Raw genomic sequence first — 12,730 nt, 5'->3', positions numbered from 1 at the left:
AGCGGTGTATCAGGCACATCAATGTTGAATGTGCCGCCGTTTTCGCGAGCAGGCTCGCTCCCACAGGAGGTTGTGGTCAGTTCGGGGGTTGGTGCAGGCAAATGATATGCGGGTCGTCATTCCAGCGCGGGAAACGCTCGGCGATCAGCGGGTCGTGGCCGGGGATGACGTGGTCTTCGCCATCGGCCAGGCGGTCGATCTCGGTGAAGGCTTCGAGGGTTTGCGCCAGGTCATCGAGAATCGGAAACGGGCTGCGCTCACGAATGTTGACCCACAAATGCGCGGCATCCGAGGCCAGCACGATCCAGCCGCGCTCAGTATTCACCCGCACCACCTGACTGCCCGGGGTATGTCCGCCCACCGGGTGCAGGGTCACGCCGGGCAGTACTTCCACCATGCCGTTGTGCAAACGCATCCGCCCTTCGAACAGCGGCGGCAGCGCCGACATCACGTCCTCGACCTCGTAGGTTTTGTTCACCGTGCGGTAGGCCATTTTCGGCCCGGTACAGAAACGCAGTTCCGCTTCCTGCAAATGCACGGTCGCCTTCGGGAATAGCCCAAGGTTGCCGGCATGATCCCAGTGCAAATGGGTCAGGATCAGTTGCTCGACCCGGGCCGGATCAATGTCCAGTTGTCGCAAGGATTCCTCCGGCAGGCGATACATCTGACGATTGCGCCGGTCCGCTGTGGCCGGTTGGAAACAGGTGTCGACCACGATCACCTGCTGCTCGTTGCGGATGACCCAGAAATAGTAGTCCAGCGGCATCGGCGCATTCGGATCACCGCAGCAGGCGTCGTAGAGAAAGTTCTCCCTGGCGGTGCGCTGGGCGTTTGCGCCGACACGAATAGCGAACACTTCGTACACAGGAGCAGACATGGACACCTCCGGGTTCAGGCGGCCGCCGTGGTTTTGAGGGTTGGACGGAAATCGAAATCGATCTGCTCGCTGATGCCCAGGTCATGGGCCAACTTATGCAGGCCGCTATAGTCACGCATGATGGTCGCGTTCTTGTTGCTCTCGCGGGTGTCGGCAATGATCAGCGCCGCATCCTCGACCCCGAGCTGTGTCAGAATCGCCTCCCACATGGAGTAGTCCTGAGCGATAAAAGCACTCAGCGCCACCGACAGGTTACGTGCGAAAAATTCCCGCTGGATGGGCTGCATGTTCGCGTACATGACCTTGGCCACTTCGGCCAGCACCTTGCTGTGGGCATATTCGTCACGGTTGTGCAGTTCGGCCACCCGGCGGTTCTGCGGCTGGATGGTCTGGTCGTCCGCCAGCAAGTCCAGGTAGGCGTTGACGCTGATCTCGGCCACCACTGCAAAGGTGATCGCCGCCAGATCCCGCTGCCATTGCTCAGGCAGTGCTTCACGCTGGGCTTTCAGGCGCAGGTAAGTGACGGAGGGCGGCAAGTCCAGATCCTGATCCAGCGCCCGCTCGAGCTTGGTCCGCTCGATGGCGCGCAGGTGCATCAGCGTGTGGTAGTGCTCGTCGATCAGGGTCTGTTGCATGGCCTCGCGAAAATGCCAGTCATCCTTGCCCAGGTACTGATTGGCAATGACGCTCAGCGCCGGATTGACCACATGTTCCTCGGCGGTGACGGTGCGCAGGTTGTAGCCGATCCAGCCCCAGGTCACCACGCTGCTTTTGAGCTCGTCGCTCAGCGCCTGGAACTTCGGGTGATGAAAAAACGGCACCATGCACTCCGGGTAATCCGGGCGTGCCGGGTCGAACACTTCTTCGACCTGGCCCCTGTCCGGCGAACACACCGTGGCGCGCTTGGTCCAGGCCTGGTTGAGCCGCACGATCAGTTGATGGTCGACCTGGGCGATCTCGATTGCTGTTTGCATGACGCGATACCTGTAAGGCGCGTACCCGCCTGGGGTACGCCAAAGGAATGAAGGGCGACGGAAAAATCAGGCCAGCCAATAGCGGGTCAGGTTGCGCGTCGGGTCAGTGTAACGACTGCGGGCGTGAATCATTCGCCAGTTGTCCCAAATCAGCAGGCATCCGTCGGGAATCAGCACCGGCACGTTGTGCTCGACGAAGTACGCTTCGCCGAGCACGGCAAACCTGGCCAGCGGCGAGGTGCTGTCGGCGACCAGGGATTGCTGCAGGGCCGCCTTGGACGGGTTCACGTCGCCGTAGTGAAACTGGTTGTAGCTGAAGCGGAAAATATCCCCGTCCTCTGTAGGCGTGAGGATGTATTCCTTGACCCGTCGTTGCGCCGGTTCGCCGGGTTTGGCGGTGGCGACAAATTCTACCGGCGTGTCATCCAGCCACTCACGCAGTTGCGGTTCGCTGTGTTCCAGGGACTTGAGAAATTCGTAGCCGTCCACCAAACCGGTGTGCCCGCCACCGCACGTGGCCTGTTTATGGCAATGCAACGCCAGGTAGCGTGGCGGCGGCCCGTATACCGGCGCTTCGGTGTGCGGGCCGATGCCGTTCATGCTCTGGGAGTACGGCAAGTCTTCGTAACCCGGCTTGCGGGTAATGGCAAAGGCCATCTGGCCGTTGAACTGCGGAATGATCGGGCCGAATTCGAGCAAGGTGCCTACGACATCATCGGCAAATTCCTCGGGGGTCAGCACCGTCCAGCCCAACGTCGACAGTTCCTCATGACGATGGCCGAGCGAAATGCAAGGTTGAGACGCAACAATCCCTTGGTCTGACATGGTGAGATTCCTGGCGGGTTATCCGGCGTTGACGGTTGAGGTGTACGCCGCGATGAAGTCGCGGCAGGCGTCACCCGGTCGATAGTGCTGCTCATCGATACTCTGCACCGGGGTAATTTCGGCAGCGGTGCCGGTGAGAAAACACTCGTCGAAGTCGCCAAGCTCCGTAGGCAAAATCGTGCGTTCAACGACCTGATAGTCCAGCGCCTTGGCCAGTTCGATCACGGTCTGGCGGGTGATGCCGTTGAGGAAGCAATCCGGTGCGGGGGTGTGCAGCGTCCGGCCTTTGACAAAGAACACATTGGCGCTGGTGGCTTCGGCCACGTGGCCGCGCCAGTCGAGCATCAGCGCATCGTGGTACCCCGTGTTCTCGGCGTCGTGCTTGCTCAGCGTGGCGATCTGGTAATGCCCGGAGGCCTTGGCTTCGAACGGACTGCTGCTCGGTGGCGGACGACGCCAGCTCGCGGTTTTCAAGCGGATGCCGGCCATGCGCGCCGCTGGGTCGAAATAGCTCGGCCACTGCCAGCACGCGATGGCCAGGTGCACACGGTTGAAACGCGCCGAAGTGGAAATCATCTCGCTGCCGCGCCAGGCCACCGGGCGCAGGTAGCCGTCGGCGACCTTGTTGCGTTGCAGCAGTTCGTAGCTCGCCGCTTCCAGTTCAGCCAGTGCATAGGGGATGGCAAAGTCCATCAGTTGCGCCGAGCGATACAAGCGCTCGCTGTGTTCGCGCAGCTTGAAAACCTTGCCGTTGTAGACCCGCTCGCCTTCATACACGGTGCTCGCGTAATGCAGGCCATGGGTCAGCACATGCAACTGCGCCCGAGACCACTCGACGAACTCACCGTCGAGCCAGATAACGCCCTCGCGCTGATCAAACGGGATACTGCTCATATCCATATCTCCCCATTGTTCATGATTTTTCCTACGCCGATTCCAGCAACACGGGTATCAATTCCGGCACGGCGGTGAGCTCGGTCTGAAAGAAGAACGCACGCTCGCCGAAGGCCGGTTGCAGATCGTCGAACCAGGTCACTTGCGGATCGAAGCGCGCGTAGAACGTGCGCAACACCCATTGCGGATCGCGGGCCTGGAGGAACTGCAAGACGAAAACCTTTTCCCCGGCGACGGTCTCGATGCCGTTGATCAACACCTTGCCGTAGAAGGTGCTCATGGACGGCCCGCGCACCGTTCGCGCCAGGCCCGATACCGTGCGATACGCCGCCTGGAAGATCTCGAAGGCCCTGGCCAGCGGCAGTGCGAAGTAGTGACTGGGTCCGGTATCGCGCTCGACGAACATGTAATAAGGCACGGCCCCGAGCCGCACACCTTCGGTCCACAGCGCGGCCCAATCGGCGGGGTTTTCGTTGATGTGGCGGATCACCGGCGCCTGCATGCGCACCGTCGCCCCCGTCGAACGAATGCGTTCGATGGCCTGGCGGGCGATGGGCTGGCGGATCTCCACCGGGTGGTTGTAATGGCCCATGATCGACAGGTTTTTCCCCGCCGCGACGATGCGCTGGAACAGCTCCAGCAGCTCAGGCGCATCCTTGTCGCTGACAAAACGCTGGGGCCAGTACGCCACGGACTTGGTGCCGATGCGGATGTTCTTCAGGTGTGGCAGTTCCAGCAGCGGCTCGATATAACCGGCCAGGGAGCGGGTGTTCATGATCATCGGGTCGCCGCCGGTAATCAGCACGTCGGTCACTTCCGTGTGCACCCTCAGGTAACTGACCAGCTCCTGGGACTCGCGGGCGTTGAACTTGAGTTCTTCTTCGCCGATGAACTGCGCCCAGCGGAAACAGAAGGTGCAGTACGCGTGACAGGTCTGACCGGCTCCGGGGAAAAACAGCACCGTCTCGCGGTACTTGTGCTGGATGCCCGGCAGGACTTTGCCGTGGAGGGTGGCAACGTTGTGGGTCAACTGCCCGGCCGGATGCGGGTTCATACGGCGCCAGATCGCCTCGATCCGACGCTTGATCGCCGCGCCGTCATCTTGCTCGATCAGTTGCTTGAGCGAGGCATATTCCTCCGCCAGCAACATGTCCTTGTGGGGGAAAGTCATACGAAAAATCGGGTCGTCCGGGATGTTGCTCCAGTCGATCAACGTGCCCAGCACGTATTCGTTGGTACGGAACGGCATGACTCTGGCCACGATGGTCATGGCCTCCTGCAACGCCGGCGTCAGCTTGTGCCAGTAAGGTGTATCGCGGATGGTGCGTGAGTTATAGGGTTTGTAGCGTTCGTGCTCCGACAGTCCTTGCATGGCCGCGCTCCTGGTGATTGCCCTGAGTGTTGTTACGCGATGGCCGGCGCTTTGCGCTCTATGTCCATCCATGCCCGGACGCTGTCGCGATCCCACTGGCGACGTACATACGCCGCGAGCCGTGCAGGCACCGGATCGCCGTTGGCAACCAGTCGGTTGAGCATGATTGCCAGGTCGGTGTCGGCAATGCTCCAGTCGCCGAACAGATGCTCCGCCCCCTCTTCCAGCAAATGGTCGGCGACGAAGAACAAGCGCTCGACGGCGGCCTGGGCCTCGTCGGACAGCGCGGTGTTTTTCTTGCCGAAGTACACCAGGTCAAACGGGCGCTCCTTGCGCACCACCAGCAAGTCACTGCGCAACCAGGCTTGCAGTTGACGGGCACGGGCGCGCTGCTGGAGGTCCTGCGGATAGAGTTTTTTATGCCCCGGGGAGAGTTCATCAAGGTATTCGGCAATCGCCGATGATTCCGACAACGCAAAACCTTCGTGAACCAGCGTTGGAATCTTGCAGGTCAGCGAAAGATCGCGATAACTCGCCAGATAGTTTTCGCGTGACTTTAGATCAACAGTAACAAGTTCAAATGAACGTTGCTTTTCCTTGAGCGCCACAAAAGCCGACATCGCAAAAGCGCTGACATAGTCGGCGCCGACATACAGTTTTAGCTTCCTGTTTTCCATAGAACACTCCATTGACCAACTGCAGGGTTTGACGTGCATTGGAAGTGATCGTAGTTAGTTGAATCAAGGCTGGATAGATACAGAATTTGCCCGTTTCAATCGATACAGAAAGTTGTTTTCCACCGACAGACACGCAGTTAAAACCCCGGTAACAACGCTGCAAAAAGCGATACCGGGGCAGGTCTGAAAAACAAAAAAAGGGAGCCGACGCAGGTGGGCTCCCTGGGTTGATTCGCTAGGAAATTACGCCTGGGTGGTAATCAGGCCATGGCTGTCGGCGAAGTTCGAAAGCAGTGCCATTTGCGGCATGTTGCTCATGTTCAGCATCGCCAGTGGCTCGTGTTTGCTGGTGTTGACGAAGCCGTGTCTGGTCCACGCCGGTACCAGCAACACGTCGCCATTGCTGACGTTGACCCCGTCGGCATCGCCGAGGGTCAACACGCCACTGCCACACTGGATGACAAACAGGTGCCACCAGGAATGGGCATGACCGTTGAGCGTCACACCGGGGTTCAGCCATTGCATGGCGATTGCCATGCCAGGCGTCACTTCACAACCCTCAATGCTCTTGTCGTGAGCCAATGCGACAATATCAACGTCGCTGGCTTCAAGGGTCTGACGCATGCCCGCCAGTTCAGTGCCTTTCCATACCTTGGGACTTGGCGGTCGATGGTGCAGGCTTTGACGAAAGTCCTTGTATGAAAAAAACGCACCTTGAAAGTTATCCATTCGCACGTCCTTTTTTTTCCCCACACTTTAGCGCTAAACATTAAGTTAAGGGTTCAGCACTGTAAAGTCGGGAAACAACTTACAAAACCGATGGGCGCAAGGCGGCGATCATGTCCACTTCTATCGCGGCATTCTTGGGTAACTGATAAACACCCACTGTAGTGCGCGTATGTTTACCGGCATCGCCCAGCACATGGCTGAACACATCCGAGGCGCCGTTGGCCACTTCGCTCAAATCGACAAAGTCCGCCGTGGACTTCACATAGACCGTTACCCGGATCAATGACTTGATCTTGTCCAGCGAGCCAATCGCATCGACGATCAACGCCAACCCGCGCATCGCGCTGATGCTGGCCGCCGCTTGGGCATCGGCCATGCTGAGGTCCAGCCCGACACGGCCGGGGTAATGGATCTTGCCGTTCATGCGCGGCACCAGGCCGCTGATGTACAGCTCATCGTGATGACGGATCAGCGGTGCGTAATGCCCACCCGCGGTGTTTTCGCCGTAGATGTCATAACCAAACTCTTTGGCCAGGGCGATGAAGCGTTCATCGCAGGTCATGTGCTGGATCATTGATCGAACCCTCTTGATCAGTAATGCAAAAAACGGGGACTTGCGGGCTCAACACACGGCGCGGGTGGCCGGTGCCAGGCAAGTCACCTCAATGCGTGACTCAATCGCTTCGGCCAGACGCAACAGGTCGTTGCTCAGTTGCCCGTAGTGTTCGTTGAACAGCACGATGTGGCCGATGAATGAGAAGTTGTCCTTGATCTGCGCGCTGACCGAGTCACCGACACGCTTGGCGTACTGGCCTTCCACCAGGTCGATACGCAGGGCGCGGGCCAGGGCCTCGATGTCAGGCGTCGAGCGCAGGATGCCGCCGGATGGCGCCCTCAGCAGTCGAATGCCGCAGTAGCCGCGGGCCACTGGCTCATGCTGTTCGGTCTGGCCTTCCACCGCCCAGCGCACCCAGCGCTCCCACGGATCGAAATCGACGAAGGCGCGTTTGGCCAGGTCCCAGATGTGCATGCCGCCGGGCCGCATGTTGGTTTCCACGGCCGAGGTCAGGTTATCGCTGCGCAGGAACACTTCGTTGTGCCAGGCGCCGTTGTCCCGGGACACCAGGCCCGCCATATGCCGACCGGCCGCCATCAAAAGTGCCTGTACCTCAGCCGCAAGCGGTGCGGGCACGACTTGCTGGATCTCTGCGCGATAAGCGCCTTCGGTGGTGGTTTTTTCAGTCACCCAGGTGCTGCCCGCCACGCAGTCCCAGCTGTATTCGCGGGCGTTCTGCACCAACTCTTCAAGAACGATGCCGCCTTCGCGGTAAGGCTTCAGGGCGAGCCAGGCGTCATCGCATTCCGAAGGGTGATGGATCACGCGACAACCCCGGCTCGCGCCTTCACAGGCCGGCTTGATGAAGGCCTTGCCACCCAGTTCGACGACGCGCTGGCGCAGTTCCGACAGGCTTTCGACCCGCACGGAAAACACCGCTCGGTATTCTCCAGGGGAGGTGCTGGCCGCCGCTTCGAGCTGGCGGAAAATCTGCTTGTCCACGCCCGCCCGCGCTTCGCCCGGGGTAATGCCCGGCAGGCCGAAATGGCTGGCCAGCGCCGCACCGAGCAGCACCCCGCGATCGGAGAACGGCAGTACGCCGATCAGCTTCCAGCTGTCGGCATTCAGGCACCCCACCACCAGTTCAAGGGACGCCGCCACATCTTCCTCTGCCAGTGAGGTACTGCAGACGTGATCGGCCACCTGATCGTCATGGGGCTGAATTTTCTCGACCAGCAGGATGAGCCTGGCGTTGTAGAGCGACTTGCACAGCTCCCGCAGCTTCTGGATGTCGTGAACCCGATTGCCGTTGTAACCGACCACTACTACGCATGAAGTCGTATTCATAATGCCCCCGACCTGCAAAGTGAAAACCGCAACGGCGATGACTCAGTCATGCAGCGACGCATTGGATTTACGGTTGAGCCAATACCAGGCCAGGATCCCTGCGGCACCGATGGCGGCCAGCACCAGCGCGTTGTACGGCGCCGGCACCACCCGCATGATCAACACGGTCAGCCCGGCCCCCACTCCCAGGGACACTTCCTTGACGAACATGTTGTTTTGCTTGACCGAGAAGTAATCCAGGTAGCTGAAGGCGCATTCGGCGATGGACAGCAGCGCCACCCAGACCAGCGCCCCGGCGAGGGTTTCGACATGGAACGCGGCGGGCGAAGACAGCACCGCAAAGCCGCCGACGATGATCCCGATCACCGTCACGACCTTGAAGCGCCCGGTGCGCTCAATCAGCTTCATCACCGGCACCTGGGCGAACACCACTACGGCGCTGTTGAGGATCAGCATCAAGCCGTACCAGGCCGGCAGCTCGCCGGTCTTGAGCAGGATCGCCTGTGGCAGGATCGAGAACACCCCGAACAGCTTGATGCCCATGATGATGCCGGCGATCACCCAGGGCAGTTTGTTGCCCCAGTTGCTTCCGGTTTGACTGGCCGGGCGGGCGACCACCGGTTCAGTGGTGAAGGTCGCGCCGAGGGCGATCGGCAGGCACAGCAACACGAACGCCGCCGCACCGAGGAAAAACATCGTAGGCGTGAGAAGCGGCGACAGCAGGATCAAACCGGCCACCAGGCTGCCCATGTTCATGGCTACGCGGTTGTAGGCCGCGCCTTCCTTGGTCTGGGCCGCTTCGCTCTTGATCAGGTAACCGGCAATGGCAATGCCGTAGGCAAACAGTGCCGCAGCAAACATCACCATGCCTTGATGGCTGGTCAGCGCCAGCAGCACCAGGCCAAGGCCGGCACACAGCAGCGTGACGCTCAGGGAACGGCGGCCAAGCACCAGTAAAGTCAGGGGCAACAGCAGCAACAAGGCGCGATATCCAAGGGCCAGGATGCTGTTGGTAGCCGTGTCGAGCCAGACGTTGGCCTTGCCCAGCACCGCGAACAGCGAGACGGCGGTGATGATCCGGATCGTGAATAGCCGCAGGTTGATGACCGGTTTGGCTACCGCGACCGTTGTTTCGACACTCATGCAGCACCTCAGGAACCGGGTGAACGCCCGCCGACAAAGGCCGACCTTCAGAAAAGTCTGTAAGGGCATGGTAGAGAGAGAGGCTTGTCCTGATCAGGGCAAGTTCGTATAGAATCCAACGAACTTTACTGCCGGAGAGACCAGTAAAATGCAGGTTCAACGCGCAGTCATTGCCGCCATTGAATTCCAGCCCGGCGCGCCGCTGGTGCAGCAGATCGTCGATCAGTTGACTCAGGCGATCAGCACCGGTGGCCTGCCCCACGGCGCCAAGCTGCCGCCGATTCGCGAACTCTCCGACTTGATGAACGTGGGCAAGTCCACGGTGGTCGATGCCCTGGACCGCATGCGGGCCAAGGGGCTGGTGGTGTCTCGCCAGGGCTCCGGGCATTACGTGCATCGCTCCGAAGCGGCACTGAAAAGCGGCACCGGCCCGGACCTGCAACCTCAGGACACCCTCAGCGTGATTCGTCGCGCCTTGCTGCTGGACAACGGCACGCTGCGTCCCGGCTGCGGTTTTCTGCCGACCTCGTGGCTACCCGCCGAAGAATTGCAGAAAGCCGTGCGCAGCACCTTGCGTGCGACGTCGTTGCGCATGGGCGAGTACGGCGTAGCCGGCGGTTACTTGCCGTTGCGCCAGGCCCTGCGGGTCAAACTGGCGACCTTCGGCATCGAAGCGTCGGTGGACCAGATCATCACCACCGCCAACACCATGCAGGCCATCGACCTGCTGATGCGCCTGCTGGTCAAACCCGGCGACACCGTGCTGCTCGACGACCCCTGCTACTTCAACATGCACGCCAACCTGGCGTTGCATGGGGCCAAAGTCATCACCATCGCCCGGGATTGCGACGGCATGGACCTCGACGCCTTCGAGCAACTGCTGATCGCCCACAAACCCGTGCTGTACATGACCAACAGCACGCTGCATAACCCCACCGGCCACTCGTTCACCCCGGCCCAGGTCTACCGCTTGCTGGAACTGAGCCACCGCCATGGCTTCCACATCGTCGAAGACGATCTGTACTGCGACATCCAGCAACGCCGCACCCCGCGCCTGGCGGCCAGCGGGCTGGACAACGTGAGTTATGTATCGGGCTTCTCCAAGACCCTGACCGCCAACAGCCGCGTCAGCTATACCGTGCTGTCGCCACAATTGGCGGCACGCATGGTCGCCCTGAAAATGGCCTGCGGCGGGGTGACGTCGGAGCTGGCGGAACAGATCACCTGCACCATGCTCAGCGACGGCAGCTATGCCAAGCATGCGCGACGCACGGTGGATCGGTTGTATGAGTCCAATAGTCGTGTGGCGAGTTGGCTGGCGGAGGCTGGGTGCTCGCTTTCCTCGTTGCCCGGCGAAGGCGTGTTTATCTGGGCACGGTTGCCGGAGGGCTTGCATGCCGAGAACCTGGCTCGCCAGGGGCTGGAGAACAACATGGTATTGGCGCCGGGCACCTTGCTGAGCAAAGGACCGGATGCCAGTCAGTTCCTGCGATTCAATGTGGCGCACAGTGACAGCTTGCAGGTGCGGGAGCGGTTTTTTCGGTTGCTTGATAATCCCCAAAAATAGCTGACTGCCTCGACCCTGTGGGGGAGCGGGCTTGCTCCGGGCGGCGATCCGACGAAGGGGCCATCACATTCAAAATTGATATTGCCTGACACGCCGCCATCGCGAGCAGGCTCGCTCCCACAGGGGCCAGCGTCATGCTCGATATCAGCGATGACGCTAGTCCAATGTGGGAGCGAGCCTGCTCGCGATGAGGCCGTCACATCCAGCATCAATGTTGCCTGATACACCGCTATCGCGAGCAGGCTCGCTCCCACAGGGGTTGTGGTATCCAATGAGATCCCCGGCCATCAGATGGCTACGATTGCCGACCTTATCCTTGCCGGCTAACTTTGCCCGGTCGCTGCCAATTCAGCGACCGGGCCTGAGAACCCGGGTAAACTGCACGCGCACTAGCGCCCAAATCACGATTGTTGGCGTTTTTTTATGCCCGCATTTCGTGCAATGGCGGCTGTGCGTGGGAGACCTTCGGGTCTGCCGGGTCGTGCAACCGGTTTCTCAGCCTGCGCATAGCTGCCACCCATTCGCCTGAGAACGAACGTGGCGGCTCTACTTTGATTTCTGGAGTATTGCCAATGCACGCTATTGATCTGTCCGCTTCACCGGTCATCCCACACCACCTGACCAACAGGAGGTGAACCCCAATGACCAATCCCCAAGACCTCAAAACCATCGGCCTCACCCCCTTCTCCTACCACGCCAACGAACCCCTGTTCCGCATCAATGCCGGTGTCCCGGTGATCGAAGCCCTCTACCACGCCTCCGACCTGCTCCACGTAGCCAAACTGCTCGCCTCAGACGCCGCCATGGTTCGCGACTCCGACCGACTCGCCTGGGCCTCGCATTTTTTGCAGGACATGAGCAAAGCAATCATCGATGACTTGGTGAAAGTGCTCGATGCACCCTGTAACAACCGCGCCTGAATGAAAAAGCCCCACGTTTCGTTTGAAACGCGGGGCTTTTCAGATATTCGACGATGTGATCAGACGACTGCCAGTCGATCAACCATATCCGGAAACTTCTCAACCAACCTGATCAGCAAGGCGGCCTGAGCATTGGGCTTCGACTTTTCCTGCTCCCAGTTTCTCAGGGTGCTGGGACTGGTTCGAATTCGCTTGGCAAAAACGGCCTGGGACATGTGTAGTTTTTCCCGTAGCGCAACGATTTCTTGCGCCCCCACCTCTGGTGCAGGGATGTCCTCCACTACCGTATTGCGCAACGTAATCTTGCCTTCGCGTTGAGCCGCCATCTCATCAACGCCCTGCATCAACTCTGCAAACAGGTCGCGTTTTTTCATGGGGTACCTCGTTTTTTCAACTCTGTCTCTATGGCTTTCTTGAGCACCTTCTCTTGGTCGGCGGTCAAATTCTCAAGCTCATCTTTGTCATAAATTGCGAACATCCAGAACTGGCCATTATTCATAAGCCAATAATAGATAACCCGCAAGCCACCTCGCCTACCTTTACCTCGGCGTCCATCAGCCCAACGCAGCTTTCGGAAACCGCCCGTTCGAGGCATGACATCACCCGCTTGCGGGTTCAACTGCATGTGCGACTGCAAAGCACGATACTCATCGTCCGTCAGATAATCGCCAACGGTTGCAGTGAAGGATGTGGTTTCGAAGAATACGGTTCGCATCGGCAAACTATAGGCAATTTGCTTATAGTCATGCAACCGACGAATCATCTTCCTGACGAGCAGCCCTTGCGATTTGCCCCAACAAAAAGCCCCGCTCTTCTCTCGAAGGCGGGGCTTTTCTTTACAGCATCCGA

At 59.8% G+C, this 12,730-nt stretch carries 14 protein-coding genes; 2 read left to right on the top strand and 12 right to left on the bottom strand.

Translation table 11 applies throughout. The features are described 5' to 3' along the window. Positions 1-76 precede the first annotated feature (76 nt). The 10 genes from AC3ITA_RS04630 to AC3ITA_RS04585 all read right to left on the bottom strand — a co-directional run bounded on the left by AC3ITA_RS04630 (position 77) and on the right by AC3ITA_RS04585 (position 9,394). Positions 77-877 (bottom strand): N-acyl homoserine lactonase family protein, encoded by an 801-nt coding sequence (locus AC3ITA_RS04630; protein ID WP_150672152.1) that lies wholly within the window; start codon positions 875-877, stop codon positions 77-79. Between the two features lie 14 nt (positions 878-891). After that, positions 892-1,851 (bottom strand): diiron oxygenase, encoded by a 960-nt coding sequence (locus AC3ITA_RS04625; protein WP_489279594.1) that lies wholly within the window; start codon positions 1,849-1,851, stop codon positions 892-894. Positions 1,852-1,917: 66 nt separating this feature from the next. Further along, positions 1,918-2,676, bottom strand: coding sequence for a TauD/TfdA family dioxygenase (locus AC3ITA_RS04620; RefSeq protein WP_095944475.1), 759 nt, complete (start codon positions 2,674-2,676; stop codon positions 1,918-1,920). Between the two features lie 18 nt (positions 2,677-2,694). Then, positions 2,695-3,570 (bottom strand): branched-chain amino acid aminotransferase, encoded by an 876-nt coding sequence (locus AC3ITA_RS04615; RefSeq protein ID WP_489279592.1) that lies wholly within the window; start codon positions 3,568-3,570, stop codon positions 2,695-2,697. Positions 3,571-3,601: 31 nt separating this feature from the next. Beyond that, the gene (locus AC3ITA_RS04610) at positions 3,602-4,942 is read right to left on the bottom strand and encodes a KamA family radical SAM protein (RefSeq protein ID WP_150672156.1); all 1,341 of its coding nucleotides are present in this window, start codon (positions 4,940-4,942) and stop codon (positions 3,602-3,604) included. Positions 4,943-4,974: 32 nt separating this feature from the next. Continuing rightward, positions 4,975-5,619: a glutathione transferase gene (yfcF, locus tag AC3ITA_RS04605; RefSeq protein WP_489279590.1), complete on the bottom strand. Its 645-nt coding sequence runs from the start codon at positions 5,617-5,619 to the stop codon at positions 4,975-4,977. A 243-nt stretch (positions 5,620-5,862) separates the two neighbouring features. After that, entirely contained in the window at positions 5,863-6,348 is a 486-nt protein-coding gene (locus tag AC3ITA_RS04600) for a cupin domain-containing protein (protein WP_489279589.1), read from the bottom strand. Between the two features lie 79 nt (positions 6,349-6,427). Further along, on the bottom strand, positions 6,428-6,922 hold the full coding sequence (locus AC3ITA_RS04595; protein ID WP_046040191.1) for a RidA family protein: 495 nt from the start codon (positions 6,920-6,922) through the stop codon (positions 6,428-6,430). A gap of 48 nt (positions 6,923-6,970) precedes the next feature. Then, positions 6,971-8,251: an ATP-grasp domain-containing protein gene (locus AC3ITA_RS04590; RefSeq protein ID WP_489279588.1), complete on the bottom strand. Its 1,281-nt coding sequence runs from the start codon at positions 8,249-8,251 to the stop codon at positions 6,971-6,973. A gap of 42 nt (positions 8,252-8,293) precedes the next feature. Beyond that, positions 8,294-9,394 (bottom strand): hypothetical protein, encoded by a 1,101-nt coding sequence (locus AC3ITA_RS04585; RefSeq protein ID WP_489279586.1) that lies wholly within the window; start codon positions 9,392-9,394, stop codon positions 8,294-8,296. A gap of 148 nt (positions 9,395-9,542) precedes the next feature. On the opposite strand from AC3ITA_RS04585, the gene AC3ITA_RS04580 reads away from it, so the two are divergent. Together AC3ITA_RS04580 and AC3ITA_RS04575 are read left to right on the top strand one after the other, a co-directional pair. Beyond that, a complete protein-coding gene (locus AC3ITA_RS04580; protein WP_095944469.1) occupies positions 9,543-10,961 on the top strand; it encodes an aminotransferase-like domain-containing protein in 1,419 nt (472 codons plus the stop codon). Between the two features lie 641 nt (positions 10,962-11,602). Then, positions 11,603-11,881 carry a DUF3077 domain-containing protein gene (locus tag AC3ITA_RS04575; protein ID WP_489279585.1) on the top strand — a complete coding sequence of 93 codons (279 nt, stop codon included), beginning with the start codon at positions 11,603-11,605 and terminating at the stop codon, positions 11,879-11,881. 59 nt (positions 11,882-11,940) lie between these two features. Here the strand turns inward: AC3ITA_RS04575 and AC3ITA_RS04570 are convergent, their stop codons facing one another. Together AC3ITA_RS04570 and AC3ITA_RS04565 are read right to left on the bottom strand one after the other, a co-directional pair. Next, positions 11,941-12,255 carry a helix-turn-helix domain-containing protein gene (locus tag AC3ITA_RS04570; RefSeq protein ID WP_007970375.1) on the bottom strand — a complete coding sequence of 105 codons (315 nt, stop codon included), beginning with the start codon at positions 12,253-12,255 and terminating at the stop codon, positions 11,941-11,943. Beyond that, entirely contained in the window at positions 12,252-12,596 is a 345-nt protein-coding gene (locus tag AC3ITA_RS04565; protein ID WP_095944520.1) for a toxin, read from the bottom strand. Before AC3ITA_RS04565 ends, AC3ITA_RS04570 begins: the two co-directional genes overlap by 4 nt. Positions 12,597-12,730 lie beyond the last annotated feature (134 nt).

It is taken from the genome of Pseudomonas sp. GL_090 (genome assembly GCF_057837765.1).
Note: the sequence above shows the minus strand (reverse complement) of the source record. Positions and strands in the feature narration are given on the sequence as shown.